Source organism: Acrocarpospora sp. B8E8, assembly GCF_039871605.1.
In the GTDB taxonomy this organism is placed as follows: Bacteria; Actinomycetota; Actinomycetes; order Streptosporangiales; family Streptosporangiaceae; genus Acrocarpospora; species Acrocarpospora macrocephala.
On record NZ_JBDPLV010000024.1, the window covers coordinates 109,369 to 131,423 of the forward strand.

The window sequence follows — 22,055 nt, forward strand, 5'->3', positions numbered from 1 at the left end:
GATGGAGTTGGAGAGAAGGAATCATGTCCGGCGGGAGGTGGCAATCCTGGCGACCCTGCCCCCAGCCGTGCGCCGGTTGTGCCTGGTCGTAGATGTGGAAGGCTACAGCAAGCGCACAAGCCTGGAAGCCATCGAAATCCAGAAACGGGTCCTGTGGGCTATGTGGCACACCTGCAAGGCCGCCGGAGTGGATCCCCGGAAATGCGAGCAGCAGGACCGTGGCGATGGGCAATTGATTCTCCTGCCGCCAGCCGTCGACGAGATGCACGTGGTGCCCCGTCTGCTTCTCGCAATCCATACCGCGATCTACCGCGTCAACCGCCGTCCCCAGGGCGTAGGCCGCATACGCCTGCGCGTCGCCCTCGCCCAGGGGGCCGTGCACAAGGCCGCCATCGGTTTCGTGGGCAACGCCGTCATCGACGCCTGCAGGCTGCTCGACTCCCACGCCCTCCATCAAGCCCTGGACGACCATCCGGATGCCGACGTCGCGGCTTTCGTCACTGAGGACATCTACCGCGACGTGATCTCACACGGGTACGGCGGGCTCGATCCTCGCGCCTTCCATCTGACAGAGGTGTCGATTCCCGACAAGGGGTTCGCCGCGTCCGCGTACCTCTTCGTGCCCGGTCCCACGGTGGACGAGAAGCTGGTTCCCAGGTTCACCGGAGTGGAGGGGTTCAGCTCAACGCTCACGCGGGTCGCCCCCTGGGCCGCGCTCGGGCTTACCGGCGGCGGGGCGCTCTTCGCCCTCCACGAACTCGCCGATCACGAACACGACGACCAGGACCTCGACGACCTGGACCATCCCGGCCATGACGTGGCCGGCCCCCATCATCAGGAAGCTCGGATCGATCCGGCGGCCTACGCGGAGACGTCACTCGGCGGCACGAGTCCCGAGGAGTTCGACGACGACGCGGACGACATCCTGGACCATCCCGATCATTTGGAGGACCCGGATGAGGAGGACTGGATTTGATCAAGGTTCCGGACGTATGGCCGCGTCTGACGCTGATGTCCGCGCTCACCCGCGAGAATCAGCTGGCTCTCGCCTCGCTGGGGACGCCCATGGTCTTCGCCGACAAGCAGATCTTGATGATCGAGGGCCAGCGAGGCGACGAGATCTTCCTCATCCTCGACGGCTTCGTCAAGGTCACCGCGTTCGGCGTGAACGGCGCCGAGACGGGGCTGGCGATCCGGCCGCGCGGCGAGTTGGTTGGCGAGTTCGCCGTACTTGACAGTAGGCCGCGGAGCGCGAGTGTGATCGCCTGCGGGTCGGTGGTCGCAGTGCGGATCGGACGGGAGCGATTCCTCGCCTTCTTCCGCGCGACCCCCGAGGTGGCTGTCGAGATCACCCGCAGTGTCGTGCGGAAACTGCGGTCGGCGACCGACCGCAGAATCGACGATCGCACCCGCGGCGTGAGTGAGAAGCTCGCCCGCGTGCTGCTCGGACTCGCGGTCGACTACGGAGCGGAACGTGACAACGGGATCTGTATCGAGCTGGCCCTCACCCAGGTCGATCTCGCCGAGCTGGCTGGGGTCGCCGAGTCCACGGCCCAGGCGATGTTCTCGCAGTGGCGGCGCGACGGTGTGATCAGCACGGGATATCGGCGGATCGTGGTGCGTGACATGCGGGCCCTCGAATCGCGTGCTGAGCCGGGCGGAAATCCCTGAGGGCGGGGAGTCATGCCGAGCAGGCCAGCGGAAGCTGGGGCCGTGAGGGACGAGCCTGTGATCAGACGTCTTTGTGTGTCCATGACCGGATGCGCGCCCGACGATCTCGAAGCGCTTATCGCCGAGGTATCCGCCGCGGCCCAGCTTGAGCGCTTGCTCTGGAACGATTCCGTGGCCCTGCCACGCGTCGGCGTTCTGCCGCCCGGCTTCGACGAGTCCCGCGTGGTCGCGGATCTCGTCACCGGGACGCTGGCCGCCGTTCTCCGGTCCGGTAAATCCCTCAGCGTACGGCTCGCCCTGCACGAAGGGCCGACCTTCCTGTCGGGGGCCGAGTTCGGAGGGCCGGCCGTCGAGACCGTACGCGCGATGTGCGTGGGGGGCCGATTGCCCGCCCCGCTGACAGTGGTCATCTCCGGGCGGCTCTTCGACGATGTCGTCGCCATCGGCGCCGAAGGGTTCCCGCTGCGGAGTTTCCGCCCATCGGCGGCCGGGTTCTGGCGCGCCTTCCTTCCTGACCGACAGCCACCCGACTCCGATGGGGCGCAGAACGACGATGCGGGATGACGACGACTACTGGTCCGGCTCAGCCGATCTGGACGACACCGACGCGGACGATATCGATCAGGTCGAGCCTGACGGCTGGGCGGAGGAACCGGAACAGCTGCGGTTCGGCCAGGTCCTCGCGCAGGACGGGCTGAGCGAGAAGGGCAATACGGTCGCGTATTCGACCTCCTACAACGAGTACTACGACACGGTCACCGGCGAAGAGGTCGAACCCAAGTGACGATGCGGAGCCCCCATGCGCGCCTTTGACGCTTTACGTGAGGAGATTCTCGGCGTATTCGCCGTGCTGCGGCCCATCGCCGACCCTGCGATCGCCGCCGAGGCCCGGAGACGTCTGGATTCGGCCGAGAGCCGGCTGCGTGACGGCCGGTTGACGGTCGTGGTGTGCGGCGAATTCAAGCGAGGCAAGTCGAATCTGCTCAATGCCCTGCTGGAGGAACCCGAGCTGTTTCCGACGGACACCTCGTACGCGACCAGCCTGGTCACGACCGTCACCTACGGACCGCGCGAGGAGATCACCGTCACCGCCGAGGATGGCACGGGCGGCCTCACCGGCTTCCCCATCCGGCGCGAGGAGATCCGGCACCACGCCACCGAGAGCGGCAATCCGCGAAACGACAAGAAGGCACGCCGTGTCGACATCGTGACACCCAATCCGAAGCTAGCCTCCGGCCTGACGTTCGTCGACACGCCCGGAGTCGGCGGGGTCTACGAGGAGCACACCGTGGTCACCGCAGGCTTCCTGCCGAGGGCCAACGCTCTGGTGTTCGTGGCGGATGTGACCCAGCCACTCACCGAGAGCGAGCTCGACTTCCTCCGCCAGGCGTCCCATCTGGCGCAGATCACCGAGGACCCGGACGCCCAGGTCTACGTGCTGACCAAGATCGACGCCGTGGGCGACTACACGGCCATGCTCAGGAACACCGACACCAAGGTGGCCGCGGTCACCGGCCGGCCCGTCGAGGTCATCCCGGTGTCCAGCCAGGCGAAACTCGACTACCTCGCCAGCGCCGACCCCGACGATCTAGAACTGAGCAACTTCCCGAAACTGGAGGACGCGCTGTGGGCGGCCCTGGCCAGGCGCAGGGCCCGGCTGATCCTCGGTGACGCGCTGGCGACCCAGCAGTCGGCGGCCGCTGCCCTGCTCGGGCCGGTCGACACGGCGATCGAAGCGCTCCGCCGGACCACGGCGGAGGAGCTTGAGCAGCTCGCGGCGGAGCTCACGGCCAAGGGTGCGCGCCTGGGGGAGCTCACGTCCGGTTCGGCGGCCTGGCGCCAGGACGCGCGCAGTCGTCTGCAGAGGCTGGGCAAGGAGCTGAGCCGCCGGGGCCAGGACGAGCTGGACACGGTCTGGAACCGCCTCGAAACCGATTACCTCTACGACGACGATTACCTGGACGCCCCGGAGTCGCTGCTGTCCACCGTCATGGCGGAGGTGACAGGCGTCGCGGGCGCCATCAGCGCGCTCGCCGAGCGACGCGGCGCGGAACTCGTGGGCGAGATCTCCCGGTCGAACGGGATCGACCTCACCACGCCCAGCGGGTATCGGCTGCCCGCGCCGCCCGTACCCGCCATCAAGGTGACCGGCCGCCTTGATGACGATGGTGGCGACAGCGACTACCGGCGGGTCCGCGACGTCGTCATCGGGGCGAGCACCGGCGAACGGGTGGGCAGCATGATCGGCGGCTTCATCGGCGGCGTCATCGGCATACTCGGTGGACCGGCCGGGGTCGCGGCGGGTGTCGCGGGTGGTGGCTGGCTGGGCAAGATGGCGGGCAGCCTGTTCGGTGCAGATGGTGCGCGCAGGGAGGCCGAGCGACGGGGCCGGATCCGGGACCGCAAACTGCGGCGCCAGAGCCTCAGGACCGAGCTCGCTCCGCTCCGGCGCGCCCAGCAGCGGTTCCTCACCGACGCGATCAGCGACCTGATCGACAGCCTCACCCAAGCGGTCATCGCCGAGCTGAGCAGCCGTATCACCCAGGAGAAGGAGAGCGTCGGGCAGGCGACCGCCCGGCTCAAGGACGTGCGGCAGGACACGATTGAGCAGTCACGTCGGCGAGTAGCGGAGCACGAGGCCGAGCGCCGCCCGCTCGTCCAGGTCCTGGAACACCTCGAGCGGCTCACCGCCGAGGTCGCCGAGCTGGAAGCCGGCGCCCCGCAGACCGTCGCCCTACCGTCCAGCGCACCGGCCGGGCACGGCTGGGCGGACCAGTGAGGGAAGGCGAGTGCATGGACTGGGACGCCCACGAGACGCTCATCGACAAGGAATCCGGCCCCGACTGGGAGGACCACGAGACCGCGGCCGACGGATTCGACGTCGTCGGCGACCCTGGCCACGACGTGCTCTTCTGGCATGAGCAAGGCGCCTCGGACACGTGCGCGGTCGCGTGCCAGGAGTTCGTCCTCGACGACCTTACCGGGGTGCCGCACGCGGAGGCGGAGTTGACTGCGCTGGCGGAACGGCACGGATGGTACGAGCCGGGACACGGAACCGCGATGAACGACGTCGGGAACCTCCTCGACTACTTCGGGCTGACCGTTGAACGCCACGACCATGCGACGGTCGCCGATCTGGAGGTCGCCCTCGCCGGTGGGCAGGATGTCATCGCCGCCGTGGACGCCGAGCAGATCTGGGCGGCCCAGGGTCTAGTCGACGATCTCGACGCTTACCCCGGCATCCCCGACCAGGGCGCCGACCACGTCGTCCAGGTCATCGGCGTGGACCACCACGATCCCGCCCATCCGGTCGTGTTGCTCAACGATTCGGGCAGCCCGTACGGGGCAGGCGGCCAGGTGCCGCTGGAAGTTTTCCTGGAAGCCTGGGGCGAGTCAGGGAACTTCATGGTCACCGCAGGGGCGGCCGATGGCTAGCCGCACCGCGACCCTGCTTCGGGACATCCGCGCGACCCCCCTGTTCCGGCAGCTCGCGCCGATGCAGTCGGGTGTGGGCTGGCCCATCCCGATCCGGCACCACCCCGGCTGGGACGGCGACACCAAAGTGTTCCTGCGCCTTCCCCTGTACGGGGTCCAGGTCGTGAAGGGCAAAGGCACCTTCCTGCATGCCCCCTTCGCCACCATCACGGTCGACTGGGGAACCGGACGGCCGATGGAGTACTGCGATCTGCGGTTCACCAAACCCTGGCCGGTCCGGCGCGACCCTGTCGGGACGTTTCCGCACGACGCGATCCGGGGTTCCGTGCAGTCCTACAAAGCGGACCGCCACCGCCTGCTGGCGGGATACGACGACCTGGCCACGGCCCTCCTCGAAGATCGCCCGTTCACGGGGGAGGCGGAGTTCTCCGCGCTTCTCACCCGCCTGATGGAACCGCCCCTCGCGCCGTACTACCGCGTGCTCGGAGAACGGTTCTTCGCCCGCTTCCTAGGAGTGCGGTAATGCTCCGCGACCGTGCCATGACGGCCTTCGACACAGCGCAGGCGGCGCTCGCCCACTCGCCGGCGCTGGCCCAGGTGAGCCGCGCGCTGGCCGAATACCGGGAGCGTTTCGGCTCGGCGCTGCGCGTCGCCCTGGTCGGCCGGGTCAGCTCCGGCAAGTCGACCCTGGCCAACGCGCTGCTCGGCGGCAGGCGAGCGCCGACGGGCGTCGAGGAACTGACCTTCAATGTCAACTGGCTGCGATACGGCACAAGCCCCGGGCTCCTCGTGCACTTCACCGACGGCCGCCCCCCGGAACGGCGGGATCTCGCCGACCTGGAAAGGCTAACTGTGCGGGCGCACGAGGACGAGGCCCTGGCCGCCTACCTGCGCACCATCGACTACCTGGAGGTCACCGACCCCAACCCCTACCTGCGCTCCTTCGATCTGGTCGACACTCCGGGCCTGGACACGGCCTTCGGTTCCGACTCCCAGAACACCGCGCGCTTCCTCGGCCGCACGCCCGGCGATGTCCGGGCCGCGTCTCTCGATCACGCGGGCAAGGCCGACGCGATCGTGCTCGTCTTCGCCCGCGGGCTCGCGGCGGCCGAGGAGGAACTGCTGGCCGACTTCACCGGCGCGGGGATCGGCAAGGCGACGCCCATCACCACGCTGGGCGCCCTGACGAAGGTCGAACTGTTCTGGCCGCTGCACCCCGACCCGATGGCCGAGGGCGCCCGCGTGGCCGACCGCCTCATGAACGCCGCCGGAGCCAGGCGTTACCTGTTCGACCTGCGCCCGGTGGCCAGCCTCGTCGGAGCCGCGGCCGCGGTTTTCACGCAGGAGGATTTCGACGACCTGACGACCCTCGCCGCCGTGCCGCCCGAGACGCTCACCGCCCGGGTGAAACGTGGTCCCCTGTTCACCACGCGGGACCACCCCGAGCTGAAGGTCTCCGCGGCGCGCCGACACGCGTTGTTCTCGCAGTTCGGCGGATACGGGATCGTGCTGGCCTGCTCCCTGATCAGGGACGGCGTCACCGACATCGCGGAGCTGCGGTGGCACTTGCTGGAACGCAGCGGCATGGCGGACTTCCGCCGCCTGCTGGTCGACCACTTCGGCAGCCGGACCGAGCTGATCAAACTGAGCCGCGCCATCCAGGATGTGAAACAACTTCCCTCGCTGGCCGGTGAACTCGGGCCGCGCGACCACATGACCCTCGACGAGGCCGTGGCCGCCGTGGCGCAACTCGAATTCAAAGAACACGCCTTCGCCGAGTTCTCCGTGCTCCGCGACTACTACGACGGCCGCGTCGACTTCGCCGACGAGGAAATCGGCGAACTCCTGCTGGTCACCGGGGAGTGCGGCCGGACGCTGCCCGACCGGCTCGGCCTGCCCAGCTCGTACGGCCGGACGGAGCTGGCCGCCCAAGCGCGCGAACGTCTGGCCCACTGGGCCGCCGTTGTCGTCGATCCGTCCTACTCGGGTGCCACCCGCCGGGCGGGCCAGGTGGTGCGGCGCAGTTATGAACTCCTGATCAGCGAAATCAACGGAGCACAGCCATGACCGAGCCCATCCTCGCCGTCGACTTCGGCACCTCGACCACGTCCGCCGCCTGCGTCGGCGACGGCCGGACGACCCTGCTCAGGGAACCCGCCTCCGGCTCCTGGACCTGGCCGTCGGCGGCCTACCTGGACGGCGCCACGCTTCTCCTCGGCACCACGGCCGAACAGCGCAAGCGCATCAGACCGGAGAACTACCGCGCCGAGTTCAAACGTGACCTCGGGCAGTCCGGTTCGCTGTTCCTGGGCGACCGCGCGTTCGCGCCGCTCGACCTGGTCACCGAGCTCCTGCGCACCGTGAAGGCCGAGGGCGACCGGCTGAACGGCAGCCCCGTAACGAGCGCCGTGCTGACGGTCCCCGCCTCCTACGCCGTCGCCGACCCGCGCCGGGACCTGATGATCCAGGCCGGAGAGTCGGTCGGCTTCACCAGAGTGGGCCTGCTCTACGAGCCGATCGCCGCAACCCTCGCCCCACTCGCCGGCCCGCCCATCGAGCCCGGCTCCCTCGTGCTCCTCTACGACTTCGGCGGCGGAACCTTCGATACCGCCCTGGTCCGGGCGACGGCCTGCGGGACCGGTGAGGTGCTCGCGTATTCGGCCCTCGACGACTGCGGCGGCCGGGACCTGGACGCGCTGGCCTACGCGGACATCATCGAGAGCCACCCGCAGCTCAGGGATCTGAATGGGCGGAGCAAGCTGCTCCTGGCCGAGGTGGTCCGCAACCTCAAACATCAGCTCAGCGAGTTCGATCACGCGGAGTATGTGTTCGATCCGCTCGATTTCGTCGTCGAACTGCACCGTGACCGGCTAGAGAAGCTGATCGCCCCAGTCATCGAGCGTACGATCGCCTGCTGCGCGGCCATAGCGAGAGGCCACACGATCGACACGGTCCTGATGACGGGCGGCAGCGTCCGAATCCCCAGCATTGGCAGGCGGCTCGCCCAAGCATTCGGTGTGATTCCGCGAACCGCCCTCGACCCGCAACTCGCCGTCGTGCAGGGCGCCGCCCAGTGGGCGGCGACCGGCGTCAGCGGCCGGACGATTGCGCCGACGCCGCTGGCTCCCGGCGAGATCGCGCTCCGATGGGAACTGCCGGACTCTTCGGGGACTCTGCTCAACTGGCGGGTCGAACCGGGTGGCGCTTACTCGGCCGGTCAGGAACTCGCGGGCGTCCGCCTGCGCGATGGATCGCTGGTGACGCTCGGGGCGGGCGTTACTCCGGGCCGTATTGACGCGCGGTACGCCTTGTCCGGTGACGTCATAGGTAGCAGCGATCTACTGGCCCTTGCCCGGGACCCAGAGGTGATGTCTCCCTGGCAGCTTCGCCACGTCGGCGGCGCTAGTTGGGTGGGCGAGATGGGCGGCGAGCTCATCACAGTGGACTCCAATCCGGAATTCCTTGTGTTGGAGTTGGTAACGCGAGATGTGACGCTGGAGCGTCCGTTCGGCGAGTCCGCATTCCATGAGCCGGACACCCTAGCGATCTTGGACTTCGCCGCCGGTCGTCTTTTGTGGACTAGGAATCAGCCCCGCGATTGGTTCAATTGCACGCTCGGCACCGCTACTACCTACCTCACGATGTCCGGCGACCTGCATGCTGTGGAACCACGCAGCGGGGCAACCCGATGGATTCGGGTTTCGTCTCGCGGACGGAAGATCTCGGGTTGGCGGGAGTTCGGAAATCTGCTGGTTCTGGCGCTCGAATACCACTTGGTCGCGGTGGACCAGACGTCTGGGGATACGGTCTGGGAGAGCTTCTACAAGGAGCCAAGTTTCCCGACGAATTCAGCCTTGGCCGGAATGTCCGATCTGGCGATCATAAAGGTTGAGAGCTGCTTAGTGGCCGTCGCCGTGGCTTCAGGAGAGGAAGTTTGGGCCACGTGTGATATATCAGCCTATTTCCTCGCGCAAGTCGTTGGAAGGCGGGTGCTGACCTTAGCCGATGGGGAGCTGACCTGTTTCGACCTGATAACCGGTGCACGCCGATGGGCGTACCGTACCCGCGGGGAGGGGGCGCTGGGCCGGTCTCCCAATTCGAGCATCTTGTCGGCCGATGAAACAGTTCTCGTGCTCGACGGTGATCTGGTCGGGGTGGACCTGGCGACTGGACTACGACGATGGGGCCGTCCGCACGAAGATCAGTACGTCCCACGCGAAAGCGTGAGGGGAGTCGCGCTTTTAACGCCGGAAGAAGGCGCCGGAGTTCGGGGATGGAGATCGCCACTGGCTTGGTGCTATGGGAGAATCCTGGAATTCTCTTAGGGGTCATTCAGGACGCGATAATCTGCCACGTGGACAATCTGATTGTCGCACTCGAAGCGCGCACCGGCGATGCAATGAAACGCGCGCGGCAGCGCATCGAGCTGGGCTCCGATGAAGAATGCAGAATCTACGGGGAGTTCCTGCTCGTCCTCGGACAGCGCGACCACGTGCACGCTCACGATGCACAAACTGGACTGGCTGTAACCCCGGAGAGGAAACTGCAAGACGAGTTCGGGAACTTCGCGGCGGACATCTGGTGCCAATTCCCTTGGCGCGGGGTTTCCCGGCGACCCGGCCCTTGTATAGAGGTATCACCAGGCCGCACAGGAGGCGGGTAAGTGGAGGAAACGATTCTCGCGATTGACTTCGGGACCAGTTCGTCGGCTGCCGCGCTGGTCGCGGGTGGGACGGTCGAGCTGGTGAAGGAGCCGTCGTCAGGGTCCTGGTCGTGGCCTTCGGCGGTTTGCCTGACCGATGACGGGCTGTCGGTGGGCACGATCGCGGAACAGCGCAAGCGGCTGCGGCCTGAGTTGTATCGAAGCGAGTTCAAGCGAGATCTCGGGCAGTACACGCCTATCGAGCTGGACGGGCAGAGCTTCCCGCCGGAGCACCTGGTGACGGCGATGTTGGGGGCGCTCAAGAGCGAGGCGGAACGGGTTCACGGGGGTGCGATCCACCGGGCCGTCGTTACGGTGCCCGCCAGCTATGGCAGGGCCGACCTGCGCCGGAGGCTGATGATCTCCGCGGCCGAGGCGGCGGGTTTCCCCGTGACCGAACTGCTGGCCGAACCGGTGGCGGCGGCGATGGCGCCGGTGGCGGGTGCCGCGTTCGCCGAAGGGCAGCTGGTGCTGGTTTACGACTTCGGTGGTGGAACGTTCGATACGGCCCTGATCCGTATCGGGCCCGATGGCAGGCACGAGGTTCTCGGGCACAGCGCGCTCGACGACTGCGGTGGTCGTGACATCGACGCCCTGATCTACGCCGAATTACGCACGACGGGGGACCCGGCGCTGGCGTCCATGTTGTCGGAAGGGGGCGGTCAGGGGCAGCGCAACCGTGTGAGCTTCGGTGACCTGTCTCGCCGGATCAAGCATCAGTTGAGCGACATGACCGTCGCCGAGGACCTCTTCGACCCGGCCAACCTGTTCGTCGGGCTTACCAGGTCAAGGCTCATCCAGCTCGTCACCCCGTTACTGGCCGGTACCCACCAGTGCTGCCGCGAGTTGCTCGACCGCTGCCGGCTCTCCCCCGATCAGGTGACCGGTGTGCTGCTCGTCGGGGGCAGCATTCGCATGCCCGTCGTCGGGGAGATCGTCGCACAGGTCTTCGATCGACCGGTCCGTCGCGTACGCGACCCCGAGCTCGCCGTCGTGCTCGGCGCTGCGAATTGGGCGGGGCAGGCGGCACAGCGGTTCTCCGCCGCGGTGACACCGGAGGCGGCGCAGCTGCCTTTACGGTGGCCGATTCCCGGAGGATCGGGGGGACTGCTGAAATGGCGGGTCGAGCGGGGCAGTTCCTGCGGGCCCGACCAGAGCGTGGCCCTCCTCCGGTTGTCTGACGGGGCCATCCACGAGCTCCGGATGCCGTCCGAGATGGGTGGGACGATCGCGGAGCTGCATTATGGGGTGGGCGCGCTGGTGACCTCCACCGACTGGCTCGTCACCCTGGCACTGCCCGTGCCGGAACCTGAGCCGGCTCCAGAGATCTCGGGGACGCCGAACGGCTCGGCCGACGTCACTCGCGAATGGTCGCTGAGTCTCCCTCACGATGGCGAGGTGACCGCGGTCTGTTTCGGCCGCCTGGCCGGGAAACTGGTGCTGGCCACGTCGTCCAAGGACACCGCTGTCCGGGTGTGGGACGCCGCCACGGGCGAACTGCTCGCCAGCCACAACCTGCACAAGGCGGCGGTTCTGTCGGCGGTGTTCGGCGTCATCGGCCACCGTCCCGCGCTGGTCACGGGGGACGTGGATGGCAACGTCGTCATTTGGGACCTGCAGCGGCGCAGCCAACTCGCCACGGATGACCAATTCGACACGGCGATCCGCGCTCTCGCCTTCGCCACCCACGACAACGTCCCCTATCTGGCCATCGGCGGAGAAGACGGTTCGGTGTGGTGCACCACAATCACTCGTCCGCAGGTGGACTTGGCGGTTGCCGACTGGAGGCATGACTTCGACGTCAAAGTGCACGCGCTCGCCTTCATCAGGATCGATGGGTCGTTGAAGCTGGCCATCGGCGGCGAGGACGACATCGTCGAGGTCTGGGATTTCTCGGAAGAGGATGAGGACGAGGACGAAACCATCGAAAGATACGATCACGACCGCTCGGTCCGCGCACTGGCCGCGGCATCCTTCCGGGGAAGGCCCCTGCTCGTGATCGCCGGGGCACGCAGTTCGTTGAGCCTGTGGCATGTGGCCGACGACCGCGTTTACGAGGTTCCAAGCAGTCATCCTGGCCAGGTCCGGGCGGTCGCATTCGGCAAGCTGAACCGGCGGACCGTGCTCGCCAGTGGTGGCAGTGACAACACGGTGATCGTGTGGGACGTGGAGACATGTCAGCGTCTGCGCACCTTCACCGCGCACAAGGACAAGATCCGGGCCGTTGCGCTGATCCAGCACGACGACCGCACATACCTCGCTACGGCGAGCGCCGACAAGACCGCGATGATCATCGAGATCACCCCCTAGGAGTTCTGATGGCCGATACCCCCATGACCTCTCCCGACCTCCTCCACGCCGCGGGCGCGGTGATCTGGAGAGGCGAAGAGACCGCCCCCGAGATCCTGCTCGTGCACCGGCCGAGAGGCGACTGGACCTTCCCCAAGGGCAAGACCAACCACGGCGAACACGTCATCGCCGCGAGCGTCCGGGAGGTCTTCGAAGAGACCGGCTACGAGGTCACGCTCGGCAGGTGGCTCCAATCCATCCACTACGACAGGAGCGGCTGGACCAAGCGGGTCGACTACTGGGCGACCCGCGCGGAGGGTCCGGCCAAGAAGGAGTTCGTCCCGAACGAAGAGATCGACAAGATCGAGTGGATGCCGCTTGACGAAGCCCAGCGCGCGCTGACCCACAAGCGCGACATCGCCGTCCTGAAGGAGTTCACCGCCAGGCCGGTCGCGACGACTCCGATCATCCTGGCTCGCCACGGTCAGCTGGCAGGCTCCAAGAAGGATTGGGAGGGAAAGGGGAAGATACGCCCGCTCGACCACGTAGGCGAGGCACAAGCGGCCAACCTTGCGACCGTTCTGGCCGCGTACCGTCCCACGAAGCTGATCAGCGCCCCGAGCGATCGCTGCCTCCTGACCCTCAGCCCGTACGCGTTGGCGACCGGCAGGGAGATCAGGACCGAGAAGGTCCTCACCAAGAAGCACTTCGAGCCTGCGGGCGCTTTGCGGGTAGTCCTGGACGCCATGGAGGCGAGTGACGCGACAGCGATCTGCGCCTACCGCGAGAGCATCGAGGGAGTGATCCCCGAGGTCTGCAAAACGCGGTATGTCGGAGACGACACGGTTCAGGTGTACAAGGGCTCCTTCGTCGTCTTGCATCACGTGAACGGCCGCATCGCCAGCCTGGAACGTTACACAGTCTGACCGCGGCCACGATGCGAGTGCCGCCGTCGCGGGAGGGCGGCACTCGGCAACCCGAAGGTCGCCTCGTCGGCCAGCCGGAACGAACGGCCGGGGATCCGCGGCCTCGCTAATCCATCGATTCATGCACGGCCGTGGCCGCGCGCAACCCCGACTCCAGCGCTCCCTCGATCCAGGCGTGCCAGAGCGAGCAGTGTTCCCCGGCGAAATGAACTCGGCCTTCGGGTTTGAGGATGTCGTCGTGGAGGCTGGACTGTTGCTGGGGTTCGAAGAGGGCGAAGGCGCCGGCCGCCCAGGGGTCGTCGTACCAGCAGTGGCTGACGCCGAATTCGAAGGTGTCGTTGATTTCGGGGTGGACTTTGGCGACGTCTTCGAGGGCCTGCTGGATGCGGCGTTCGCGGGACATGGCGCCCCAGCGGAGGGCGTCCTGGCCCCAGGTGTAGCTGGCGAGCAGGACGGCGCGGTCCTCGTGGGGGTCGGAGAAGGAGGGGTAGCAGATGCGGCGGATCGGGAGGTCGGTGACGGTGGTGCCGCCGACGATCCCGTCGGTTCGTTCCCAGAAGCGGCGGCGGACCTGGAAGAGGATCTTGGTGGAGGCGTTGTAGTGGAGTTCGCGGATCGCGCGTTGTTTGCCCCGGGAGAAGGGCGGGGTGATCTCGACGTCGCGGAGGACTGAGAAGGGGATCGTGCAGATCGCGTAGTCGGCGGTGAGGGTGGTGTGGCCGGTGGTGGTGCGCACGTGCAGGCGCACGCCGTCGGCGTCCTGCTCGATCGCGTGCACCTCGTGGCCGAACCTGACCTGGTCCTTGATCTGCTGGTAGAACGCGGTCGGGAGCCGGTCGGAGCCGCCCACGATCTCCTGCATGTCCTCGAAGGCGCGGCCGATGATCTCGCGGAACTGCTCGATGATGGCGGCGTTCAGGTTGGCCTCGCGGAAGCTCATGATCCCGTAGAGCTCGATGGCGCCGGGGGAGAAGCCGCGTTCGAGGAGGAACGCCCGGATCGAGTAGCGGTCGTATTCGGCGCAGAGCCGGTCCAGGGCGTTCTCGCCCTCCTGGGCGTACAGGTCGTGGATCTCGGCGGTGGCTTCTCGCCATAAATCCGTGTACGTACGGCCCTGCTCGTGGGGCGCCAGATCGAAATCGAGCAGGTCCGGTTCGGCGTCGAGCTGGCCCATGGTGAGGCGTTTGCCCTGGATGTAGGCGAGCGTGTGGGGGTTGTCCATCACGAACGGGCGCAGGTCCAGGCCGAACCGATGGCAGTATTCCAGGGTCAGGTCGTGCACCCGGGGGATGCGCATGGCGCCCGCTTCCGCGTACAGGCCGGGCGCGAACCCGCGCAGGGTGTGGACCCGCCCGCCCACCCGATCCTGCGCCTCCAGCACGGTCACGTCATGCCCCCGCCCGATCAGCTCGTACGCGGCCACCAGCCCGGCCATCCCGGCCCCGATCACCAGCACCCGCTTCGGCTTGGACACCCCGGCCAGCCCGTTCGACGCCATGGCGACCAGTTCGGCGGGGACCCGCACCCCCGGGTCGGGTTGGGCAGCGCCCGCCGCGACCAGCTCGGCGGAGGCGGGAGCGGGGAGATCCCTCATGCGTGCAGAGTCCTTCCATCGGAGGAGTCCGGTCACACACGATGGTCGGTTGATTACACAGCGGAGTCAATACCCAGAAAGGCGCGAGCGGCGGCGGTGGTCATCGGGGGGCGCTGGGCGAGGGTGGCGGCTGAGGCGGCCCGGGTGACGAGTTCGGCGTTGTCGCGGACCGGGCGGCCCTTGGCGAAGGTGAGGGTGTCCTCCATGCCGACGCGGAGATGGCCGCCCGCGGACAGGGCCGCCAGCAGGACGGGGACCGAGGTCCGGCCGATTCCGGTCGCGGACCAGGTCGCGCCGTCCGGGAGGGCCTGGATGGCGGCGGCCATCGTACGGAGGTCGCCGTCGAAGCCGCCCGGCACGCCCATGACCAGGTCGCAGTGGATGTGGCCGCCGTGAGGCGGGCCGTACGCCGATAGGAGGCGGTGCAAAGTGACCACGTGGCCGAGGTCGAAGAGTTCGAATTCGGGGGCGATGCCCTTTTCCTGGGTGGCCTGGTAGAGGTCGGTGATGAAGCCCCACGGGTTCATGAAGACGTCGTCGCCGAAGTTGACCGTGCCGCAGGTCAGGGAGCAGGCGTCGGGGGCTGCGTCGAGGACGTTCAGGCGGTCCTCGTAGGGGTCGGTGACCGCGCCGCCGGTGGAGAGTTGCACGATCAGCGAGGTGTGGGCGCGCAGCGCGGCGACCGTGTCCTTGAGGCGGGGGAGGTCGAGGGTCGGGCGGGCTTTGTCGTCGCGGATGTGCACGTGGATGACGGCCGCGCCCGCCGCCTGGCAGGCGATCGCGGTGGCCACCAGTTCGTCCAGGGTGACCGGGAGGGCGGGAGTTCGGGATTTGTCCGCCTCCGCTCCGGTGGGAGCGACGGTGATGAGGGTCGCGGCAGTCATGTGCCAGATATTGCCTGCTAGCGATGGGGTGGGACAAGATGTTTCCCTGAGTCGAGACTCAGGAATCGGCTTCTCCGTGATCGAAGTGAATCGGTTCTTGAAAGCGATCGAAGTGATCGGTTCCGCGCGTGTTCGAAGTGAGGACGGTGAGTGATGCGAGAGCCCGGCGTTTCCCCAGTGGCTGTTCCCCGCGAAGATGGCGGTTGGACCGCGTCACCACTGGACTCGCATCAAGGGCCCGCGGAGGGCTTGAGCTCGACCGGCTCACCAGCGGACGCGCATGGAGCGAGCGTGCGCCCGCCTGGCTCACCGGTGGGCCTGCATCGGGTGGTGGCTCCCGTCGGGGTGTTGCCGCAGGCGGCCGAGCGGCTGGACGCCTCGCCCGAGTTGTGGCCGGGGGAGGTGCGGATCCGGGTCGAACGGCTCAACCTGGACGCGGCTTCCTTCCGGCAGCTGTCGGACAAGCACGGCGACGCGGTGCGCGCGGAGGTTCTCGCGATCATCGAGGCGCGCGGCAAGATGCACAATCCGGTCACCGGGTCCGGCGGCATGCTGGTCGGCGTCGTGGACGAGGTCACGCCGGAATCGCCGCTCGGGTTGAAGCCCGGCGATCGGGTGGCCACGCTGGTGTCGCTGACCCTCACCCCGCTGCGGATCACCGACGGGCTCGCCCGCTGGGACGGGCGCTCCGAGCAGGTGCCCGCCGAAGGCCACGCGATCCTGTTCGCCCGCTCGATCGCGGCCGTGCTGCCAGACGATTTGCCGGTCCCGCTGGCCTTGTCCGTCATGGACGTCTGCGGCGCGCCCGCCCTCACCCAGCGGGTGGTCACCCCGGGTTCGGTGGTGGCGGTGATCGGCGCGGCAGGGAAGAGCGGGTCGCTGTCGCTGGCCGCTGCCCGGCGCGCTGGGGCCGCGAGGCTGATCGGAGTAGTGCCACACGCCAGGGAAGCCGAAACGCTGACCGCCGCCGGGCTCGCCGACGAGGTCGTCATCGCCGACGCCCGCGATCCGGTCGCGCTCGCCGCGGCCGTCTCCCAGGCGGGAGGTCCGGCGGACGTGACCGTGGTCTGCGTGGACGTGCCCGGCTGCGAGCACGGCTCCATCCTGGCCACCCGGGACGGCGGCACCGTGATCTTCTTCTCGATGGCGACCTCGTTCAGCGCGGCGGCGCTCGGGGCCGAAGGGCTCGCCGCCGACGTGACCATGCTGGTCGGCAACGGGTACGCCCCCGGCCACGCCGACCTGGCCCTGGACCTGCTGCGATCCGAGCCTGGCGTGCGCGGGCTGTTCGAGGGGAGACTCGCGTGAGCAAGCTGGGCCTGGATCCCGAGGTCGTCGCGAAGGCCAGGCGGCTGGCGGCGCGGGCGGCCGAGCCGATCATCGAGCTGGCGCGCACGCACACGACCGTGTCGGTGGAGCGCGCCGTGCTCCGGCTGGCCGGGGTGAGCGGGGCCGACGCGGACGGCACACCCTGGGTGAACCGGATCGTGGACGCCGTGCGGGCCCAGGTCGGGCTGGAGCACGGGATCGCGTTGCCGGTGTTCCACGCGTTGCGAGACCACCAGGATCCGCGGGAGCTGGTGAGCGCGCGGTTCGAGGTGCCGGAGGGGGCGCAAGCCGTACAGGCCGGGAAGAGGGCGCGGGAGGCGGTGGCGCGCGGGATCGCGAGGATCGACGCGAACCGGGCCGATCGGGAGCGGCTGCTGGGCAAGCACGGGGATCCGGAGCCGCCGTGGGTCTATCTGATCGTGGCCACCGGCGACATCTACGAGGACGTCCCGCAGGCGCAGGCCGCCGCCCGGGAGGGGGCGGACGTGATCGCGGTGATCCGCTCGACCGGGCAGTCGCTGCTGGACTTCGTGCCGGAGGGTGCCACCCGGCAGGGGTACGCCGGGACGTACGCCACGCAGGAGAACTTCCGGCTGATGCGGGCCGCGCTCGACGAGGTGTCGGGGGAGCTGGGGCGGTATGTCCGGCTGACCAACTACGCCAGCGGGCTGTGCATGCCGGAGATCGCCACGCTGGCCGGTCTCGAACGCCTCGACATGATGCTCAACGACTGCATGTACGGCATCATCTTCCGCGACATCAACCCCAAACGCACCTTCATCGACCAGCGCTTCTCCCGGCAGATCCACGCGCGCGCCGGAATCGTCATCAACACCGGCGAGGACAACTACCTGACCACAGCGGACGCGGTCGACGCCGCGCACACGGTGATCGCCTCCCAGCTGCTCAACGAACGATTCGGCCACGAGGCCGGGCTGACCGACAGCCAGCTCGGCCTCGGCCACGCTTTCGAGATAAATCCGGATTTGCCGGACTCGTTCAGGCTGGAGCTGGCGCACGCGCAGCTGGTCCGCGAGCTGTTCCCGGACGCGCCGCTCAAGTACATGCCGCCCACCAAGCACATGACCGGCAACATCTTCGCCGGGTACCTGCTGGACGCCTTCTTCAACCTGGCCGGCGTGATGACCGGCCAGTCGATCATCCTGATCGGCATGATGACCGAGGGCATCCACACGCCCTGGCTCTCCGACCGCGACCTGGCCCTGGAGAACGTGCGCTACGTCCGGCGAGCGGCCGGCGCGCTGGCGGAGGACTTCCACCCCGCGCCCGGCGGCTTCATCGTCGAACGCGCCCGGCGGGTGCTCGCCGAGACCGTGGACCTGCTCGGCCGGGTCGCCGACGACGGCCTGCTCACCGCCATCGCCGACGGCACCTTCGGCGTCACCCGCCGCCCGGCCGACCGCGGCAAGGGCCTGGACGGCGTGATCGAACAGGCCGCCGGCTACTACAACCCGGCCACCGAGATCCTTGAGGAGCGCCCGTGACCATCTCGGTCGACACGATCAAACAGATCATCCGCCCGTACGGCGACACGACCGGCGACGCCATGGTGCAGGTCTCCTTCACCCTGCCCGTCCCCCAGGGCCTCCGCGCCGACGCCGCCGCTCTTCAACTGGCCGGAAAAATGGGCTTGGATCCGGCCAGCGTCGTCCACACCAAGGCAATAGGCCCAGATTTCACGTTCTTCATCGTGTACGGAAAAGCCACCCACCTCATCGACTACGCGAGCATCGTCGTCCCCGAAGGGCGCGAATACCCGCTGCTCACCCCGAACCAGGTCAACCTGGCCATCAAGACCGTGCTCGCCCGCAAGCTGGTCGTCGTGGGGGCATGTATCGGGACGGACGCGCACACGGTGGGCATCGACGCCATCCTCAACGTGAAAGGCTTCGCGGGGGAGAAAGGCCTGGAGTACTACCGGGAGATCGAGGTGCACAACCTGGGCGCCCAGGTCGAGGTGGACGAGCTCGTCGCCCGGGCCAAGGGCGCCAACGCGGACGCGGTGCTGGTCTCCCAGGTGGTGACGCAGAAGAGCGCGCACCTGCACAACACCAAGCAGATGGCGGCGGCGTTCGCCGACGCGTACCCGACGTCGGTGACCGGCGGGCTCGGGCGGCCGCTGCTGGTGGTGGGCGGGCCGAGGTTCGACACGGTGACGCCGTCCGACCTGGGGGTGGACCGGATCTTCGGGAAGGGGACCACGCCCGGTGAGGTGGCCAGCTATCTGGTGGCCGCGCTGATTCCCACGTGGAGCCCGGCATGAGGGTGACACATCGGCGGTATGTGCCGTATTCGCATGCGCACTATGGCGGGTCGCTGGTCGACGGCGCGTACGTGCTCGGGCTGTTCGGGGATGTCGCCACCGAGGTCTGCATCCGGATGGACGGGGACGAAGGGCTGTTCGCCTCCTATTCGGATGTGCAGTTTCTCGCCGCCGTACGGGCCGGGGACGTGCTCGAGGTGAGCGCCGAGGTGACCAGGGTCGGCAACCGGAGCAGGACCCTGGCCTTCGAGGCGCTGGTGGTCTGCCGGGCCAGGCCGGACCTGTCGGCGTCGGCCGCGGAGGTGCTGGAGACGCCGATCGTGGCGACCACCGCGGTCGGGGTGGTGGTCGTCCCGGTCAGCCCTGGTTGAGCGCTTCGGCTTTCAGGCGCTCGAACTCCTCCTCGGAGATGGCGCCGGAGGCGCGCAGCGAGTCGAGCTGGGTGAGCCGCTGGATGCGGGCGTCCACCGCGGTGCGCGGGTATCGCATGCTCTGCGCGATCGCGGCCAGGTCGTCGAGGAGGACGGGGTCGGCGGGATTCGCCGGGTCGTACGCGACCGTGAGCGTGGTGCCCGCGGGGACCGGGTTCATGGTGCGGTGGCGGAATTCCAGGCCCGGCACGTCCGGCACCTGGAGCGTGAGCCGGTACAGCGGGCGCCCGTTGACGCGCGTGGACGTCGCCATCGCCTGGATCACGACCGCTTGCGCCGGGACGCCGTGCTGCCGGAGATAGTCCTCCCGCCGGCCGCGCTTGATCCAGCGGACGGCCAGCCACAGGGCGACGCCCAGCATGATGAGGCCGATGGCCAGGAACACGATCCCCATGATCATGTTCGTGGTCTCTCCCTCCACGCAGGTGGAGACCCGGCCACGGCTGTCCTGGCAGGTGAAGCTCGTGTCCGGGTCGTCGAAGGCCAGCCAGCGATAGGCGAAGAAGCCACCCAGCGGGAGGCTCCACAGAACCTGGATGAGGATGGCGAAGACGATCCAGAAGCGTGCTTTCCTCGGCATGCGCGAAGACTAATGCGTGCGATTGCGAACGGGTAGCGCCATATGCTCGCTCACTGAGCGTGATGTGTCGAGGTCCCACAAGAACGGTCGCGGATCTCTGTGAATTCGCTCCGGGTGTGGCGCACTAAGTTACGGTAGCGTAGGTTGTGAATTCGCAGGTTAGGGGTAGAAATGTCGCGTGAGCTGACTCAGACTGAGCTCCTGGTGGAGCTGGAACACGTGGTCGAGGAGAACCTGAACCGGCATCTCGCAGTGGCCAAGGAATGGTTCCCGCACGAATACGTTCCGTATAGTGACGGCAGGACGTTCGACGGTGTGCTGGGCGGGGAGGCATGGCGTCCGGAGGATTCCACCATCCCGGAGCCGGCCCGCGTCTCGCTCGTGGTGAACCTGCTGACCGAGGACAACCTGCCCAGCTACCACCACGAGATCGCCACCACCTTCGGGCGGGACGGCGCGTGGGGCACCTGGGTGCACCGGTGGACGGCCGAGGAGGGCCGCCACGCGATCGTCATCCGCGACTACCTGACGGCCAGCCGCGCCGTCGATCCGACCGCGCTCGAGCGGGCCCGGATGACGCACATGGAAACCGGCTTCGCCACCGAATACGGCACGATGCTCCAGCAGCTGGCCTACGTCTCCTTCCAGGAGCTGGCCACCCGGATCGCCCACCGCAACACCGGCAAGGTTTCCGGCGACCCCGTTTGCGAGCGCATCCTCGCCCGCGTCGCCGCCGACGAGAACCTGCACATGCTCTTCTACCGCAACCTGCTGGGCGCGACCTTCGAACTCGCCCCGTCCCAGACCATGCGCGCCGTCACCGACGTGGTCAAATCCTTCCAGATGCCCGGCGCCGGCATGCAGGGCTTCGCCCGCAAGTCCGTCACGATCGCGATGGCCGGAATCTACGACCTCCGCCTCCACTGCGACGAGGTCCTCGCCCCCGTCCTGCGCCAGTGGAAGGTCAACGACATCACCGGCCTCGACGCCGAGGGCGAGAAGGCCCGCGAGGAACTCAACACCTTCATGACCCAACTCGACGTCATGGCCACCAAGTTCGAAGAACGCCGCGCCGCCCGCCACGCCCGCGAAGCCGCCCGGCTCTAAAGAAGGTTGCTCGCCGCTATCCGGCGCCGTCCACCTCCGCACCCCATCTCGCCGCACCGGCGCCAAAGGCTGCGATGGGTCCGGGGGCTCGATCTCGGAGGCTTGGTTGCCCCGGTGGCAGGCCCTTTTTGGCGCCGGGACGGCGAGGGGTGGCGCGGGCGTGAACGGCACCGGATAGCGGCGAGCGACTCGGCGAGGGCGGGTTAGAGGTAGAGGCCGGTGCCATGGTCGGTTTGGGGGGTGGCGACCGCGTGGAGGTCGCGTTCGCGCATGACCAGGTAGATCTGGCCGTGGACCTCTACCTCTGGCTGGTCTTCGGGGCTGAACAGGACCTTGTCGCCGACCTTGACGGAGCGGGCGTTGGCGCCGACGCCCGTGACCTCGCCCCAGAGGAGGCGGTTTTCCATCTTGACGGTGGCCGGGATGACGATGCCCGCGGTGCTGCGTCGTTCCTCGGTCTCCTGCTCGGCCTTGACCATGACTCGGTCGTGCAGCATCTGGATCTCGAACTTCGGGTCGGCCACATTTGGCAGTTTACTGGGGTTCCGACGGCAAGTAGCCACGTGTCGCAAGTCCGTTAAATCCGGGCGGTGCCCGCGTGCACGGACCGTTCCACATGCCCGAGCCTCATCCATATATCCGGATTTTTGGCGTTGAAATAATTGGCACCCCCACTTCCTGGCGTGCCAACGCGAATCGCAGGGGTATGCCCATAATTGCCGAATTCGATTCGGCGTTCTGCGATTTTGTCACGGTGTCAACCCCGGTTGAATTCTCTGAGGCTCCCCGTCAATAAGGAATCCGCCGCTATAACTATGCCTTG

21 protein-coding genes are annotated in these 22,055 nt (G+C 67.8%); 16 read left to right on the forward strand and 5 right to left on the reverse strand.

All coding sequences use genetic code 11. The features are described 5' to 3' along the window. The first annotated feature begins 37 nt into the window (after positions 1–37). Genes ABGB08_RS23435 through ABGB08_RS23475 form a run of 9 tightly spaced genes read left to right on the forward strand, consistent with a single transcriptional unit; the run spans position 38 to position 9,431 of the window. Positions 38–976, forward strand: a complete 939-nt coding sequence (locus ABGB08_RS23435; RefSeq protein WP_347593652.1) for a hypothetical protein — start codon at positions 38–40, stop codon at positions 974–976. After that, positions 973–1,671 (forward strand): Crp/Fnr family transcriptional regulator, encoded by a 699-nt coding sequence (locus tag ABGB08_RS23440; RefSeq protein ID WP_347593654.1) that lies wholly within the window; start codon positions 973–975, stop codon positions 1,669–1,671. Before ABGB08_RS23435 ends, ABGB08_RS23440 begins: the two co-directional genes overlap by 4 nt. Before the next feature lie 57 nt (positions 1,672–1,728). Then, a complete protein-coding gene (locus tag ABGB08_RS23445) occupies positions 1,729–2,235 on the forward strand; it encodes a hypothetical protein (RefSeq protein ID WP_347593659.1) in 507 nt (168 codons plus the stop codon). Then, positions 2,225–2,455 (forward strand): hypothetical protein, encoded by a 231-nt coding sequence (locus tag ABGB08_RS23450; RefSeq protein WP_347593661.1) that lies wholly within the window; start codon positions 2,225–2,227, stop codon positions 2,453–2,455. Before ABGB08_RS23445 ends, ABGB08_RS23450 begins: the two co-directional genes overlap by 11 nt. A 15-nt stretch (positions 2,456–2,470) precedes the next feature. Continuing rightward, the gene (locus ABGB08_RS23455; RefSeq protein ID WP_347593663.1) at positions 2,471–4,450 is read left to right on the forward strand and encodes a dynamin family protein; all 1,980 of its coding nucleotides are present in this window, start codon (positions 2,471–2,473) and stop codon (positions 4,448–4,450) included. A gap of 14 nt (positions 4,451–4,464) precedes the next feature. Continuing rightward, positions 4,465–5,106, forward strand: coding sequence for a hypothetical protein (locus ABGB08_RS23460; RefSeq protein ID WP_347593665.1), 642 nt, complete (start codon positions 4,465–4,467; stop codon positions 5,104–5,106). After that, the gene (locus ABGB08_RS23465) at positions 5,099–5,629 is read left to right on the forward strand and encodes a hypothetical protein (RefSeq protein ID WP_347593667.1); all 531 of its coding nucleotides are present in this window, start codon (positions 5,099–5,101) and stop codon (positions 5,627–5,629) included. Before ABGB08_RS23460 ends, ABGB08_RS23465 begins: the two co-directional genes overlap by 8 nt. Then, a complete protein-coding gene (locus ABGB08_RS23470; protein ID WP_347593669.1) occupies positions 5,629–7,173 on the forward strand; it encodes a dynamin family protein in 1,545 nt (514 codons plus the stop codon). The genes ABGB08_RS23465 and ABGB08_RS23470 overlap by 1 nt, the downstream gene beginning before the upstream one ends. Further along, positions 7,170–9,431, forward strand: a complete 2,262-nt coding sequence (locus tag ABGB08_RS23475) for an Hsp70 family protein (protein WP_347593671.1) — start codon at positions 7,170–7,172, stop codon at positions 9,429–9,431. The genes ABGB08_RS23470 and ABGB08_RS23475 overlap by 4 nt, the downstream gene beginning before the upstream one ends. On the opposite strand, the gene ABGB08_RS23480 is transcribed toward ABGB08_RS23475, so the two are convergent. Continuing rightward, complete coding sequence (locus ABGB08_RS23480; protein WP_347593673.1) at positions 9,428–9,610, reverse strand: hypothetical protein; 183 nt, start codon at positions 9,608–9,610, stop codon at positions 9,428–9,430. The two genes, ABGB08_RS23475 and ABGB08_RS23480, sit on opposite strands and share 4 nt — an antisense overlap. A 159-nt stretch (positions 9,611–9,769) precedes the next feature. Here ABGB08_RS23480 and ABGB08_RS23485 point away from each other — a divergent pair, with 159 nt between their 5' ends. Both ABGB08_RS23485 and ABGB08_RS23490 read left to right on the forward strand, forming a co-directional pair. Further along, on the forward strand, positions 9,770–12,118 hold the full coding sequence (locus tag ABGB08_RS23485; RefSeq protein ID WP_347593675.1) for an Hsp70 family protein: 2,349 nt from the start codon (positions 9,770–9,772) through the stop codon (positions 12,116–12,118). A gap of 8 nt (positions 12,119–12,126) precedes the next feature. Beyond that, positions 12,127–13,023, forward strand: coding sequence for an NUDIX hydrolase (locus ABGB08_RS23490; protein WP_347593677.1), 897 nt, complete (start codon positions 12,127–12,129; stop codon positions 13,021–13,023). 106 nt (positions 13,024–13,129) lie between these two features. Here ABGB08_RS23490 and ABGB08_RS23495 read toward each other — a convergent pair whose 3' ends face one another. Both ABGB08_RS23495 and ABGB08_RS23500 read right to left on the reverse strand, forming a co-directional pair. Beyond that, positions 13,130–14,617 (reverse strand): flavin monoamine oxidase family protein, encoded by a 1,488-nt coding sequence (locus tag ABGB08_RS23495; protein ID WP_347593679.1) that lies wholly within the window; start codon positions 14,615–14,617, stop codon positions 13,130–13,132. Between the two features lie 53 nt (positions 14,618–14,670). Continuing rightward, positions 14,671–15,501 carry a 3-keto-5-aminohexanoate cleavage protein gene (locus ABGB08_RS23500; protein WP_347593681.1) on the reverse strand — a complete coding sequence of 277 codons (831 nt, stop codon included), beginning with the start codon at positions 15,499–15,501 and terminating at the stop codon, positions 14,671–14,673. 291 nt (positions 15,502–15,792) lie between these two features. Between ABGB08_RS23500 and ABGB08_RS23505 the strand changes: the two genes are divergently transcribed. From ABGB08_RS23505 to ABGB08_RS23520, 4 genes are read left to right on the forward strand one after another with little or no spacing between them, the layout of a single operon-like run. Continuing rightward, positions 15,793–16,809 (forward strand): L-erythro-3,5-diaminohexanoate dehydrogenase, encoded by a 1,017-nt coding sequence (locus ABGB08_RS23505; RefSeq protein WP_347593683.1) that lies wholly within the window; start codon positions 15,793–15,795, stop codon positions 16,807–16,809. Next, positions 16,806–18,335 (forward strand): lysine 5,6-aminomutase subunit alpha, encoded by a 1,530-nt coding sequence (locus ABGB08_RS23510; RefSeq protein WP_347593685.1) that lies wholly within the window; start codon positions 16,806–16,808, stop codon positions 18,333–18,335. Before ABGB08_RS23505 ends, ABGB08_RS23510 begins: the two co-directional genes overlap by 4 nt. Further along, the gene (locus tag ABGB08_RS23515; RefSeq protein WP_347593687.1) at positions 18,332–19,114 is read left to right on the forward strand and encodes an OAM dimerization domain-containing protein; all 783 of its coding nucleotides are present in this window, start codon (positions 18,332–18,334) and stop codon (positions 19,112–19,114) included. The genes ABGB08_RS23510 and ABGB08_RS23515 overlap by 4 nt, the downstream gene beginning before the upstream one ends. Then, positions 19,111–19,485, forward strand: coding sequence for a hotdog fold domain-containing protein (locus ABGB08_RS23520; RefSeq protein WP_347593689.1), 375 nt, complete (start codon positions 19,111–19,113; stop codon positions 19,483–19,485). The genes ABGB08_RS23515 and ABGB08_RS23520 overlap by 4 nt, the downstream gene beginning before the upstream one ends. Here the strand turns inward: ABGB08_RS23520 and ABGB08_RS23525 are convergent. After that, positions 19,472–20,125, reverse strand: a complete 654-nt coding sequence (locus ABGB08_RS23525) for a DUF3592 domain-containing protein (protein WP_347593691.1) — start codon at positions 20,123–20,125, stop codon at positions 19,472–19,474. The two genes, ABGB08_RS23520 and ABGB08_RS23525, sit on opposite strands and share 14 nt — an antisense overlap. Positions 20,126–20,296: 171 nt before the next feature. Between ABGB08_RS23525 and ABGB08_RS23530 the strand changes: the two genes are divergently transcribed. Then, a complete protein-coding gene (locus tag ABGB08_RS23530) occupies positions 20,297–21,232 on the forward strand; it encodes an acyl-ACP desaturase (protein WP_347593693.1) in 936 nt (311 codons plus the stop codon). A 203-nt stretch (positions 21,233–21,435) separates the two neighbouring features. Here the strand turns inward: ABGB08_RS23530 and ABGB08_RS23535 are convergent, their stop codons facing one another. Then, complete coding sequence (locus ABGB08_RS23535; protein ID WP_347593695.1) at positions 21,436–21,756, reverse strand: co-chaperone GroES; 321 nt, start codon at positions 21,754–21,756, stop codon at positions 21,436–21,438. Positions 21,757–22,055 lie beyond the last annotated feature (299 nt).

Coding starts and splice junctions, on each gene's coding strand:
- ABGB08_RS23490 (WP_347593677.1), top strand. CDS start 12,127: ATGGCCGATACCCCCATGACCTCTCCCGACCTCCTCCACGCCGCGGGC.
- ABGB08_RS23470 (WP_347593669.1), top strand. CDS start 5,629: ATGCTCCGCGACCGTGCCATGACGGCCTTCGACACAGCGCAGGCGGCG.
- ABGB08_RS23500 (WP_347593681.1), bottom strand. CDS start 15,501: ATGACTGCCGCGACCCTCATCACCGTCGCTCCCACCGGAGCGGAGGCG.
- ABGB08_RS23450 (WP_347593661.1), top strand. CDS start 2,225: ATGCGGGATGACGACGACTACTGGTCCGGCTCAGCCGATCTGGACGAC.
- ABGB08_RS23475 (WP_347593671.1), top strand. CDS start 7,170: ATGACCGAGCCCATCCTCGCCGTCGACTTCGGCACCTCGACCACGTCC.
- ABGB08_RS23460 (WP_347593665.1), top strand. CDS start 4,465: ATGGACTGGGACGCCCACGAGACGCTCATCGACAAGGAATCCGGCCCC.
- ABGB08_RS23455 (WP_347593663.1), top strand. CDS start 2,471: ATGCGCGCCTTTGACGCTTTACGTGAGGAGATTCTCGGCGTATTCGCC.
- ABGB08_RS23465 (WP_347593667.1), top strand. CDS start 5,099: ATGGCTAGCCGCACCGCGACCCTGCTTCGGGACATCCGCGCGACCCCC.
- ABGB08_RS23525 (WP_347593691.1), bottom strand. CDS start 20,125: ATGCCGAGGAAAGCACGCTTCTGGATCGTCTTCGCCATCCTCATCCAG.
- ABGB08_RS23520 (WP_347593689.1), top strand. CDS start 19,111: ATGAGGGTGACACATCGGCGGTATGTGCCGTATTCGCATGCGCACTAT.
- ABGB08_RS23530 (WP_347593693.1), top strand. CDS start 20,297: ATGTCGCGTGAGCTGACTCAGACTGAGCTCCTGGTGGAGCTGGAACAC.
- ABGB08_RS23495 (WP_347593679.1), bottom strand. CDS start 14,617: ATGAGGGATCTCCCCGCTCCCGCCTCCGCCGAGCTGGTCGCGGCGGGC.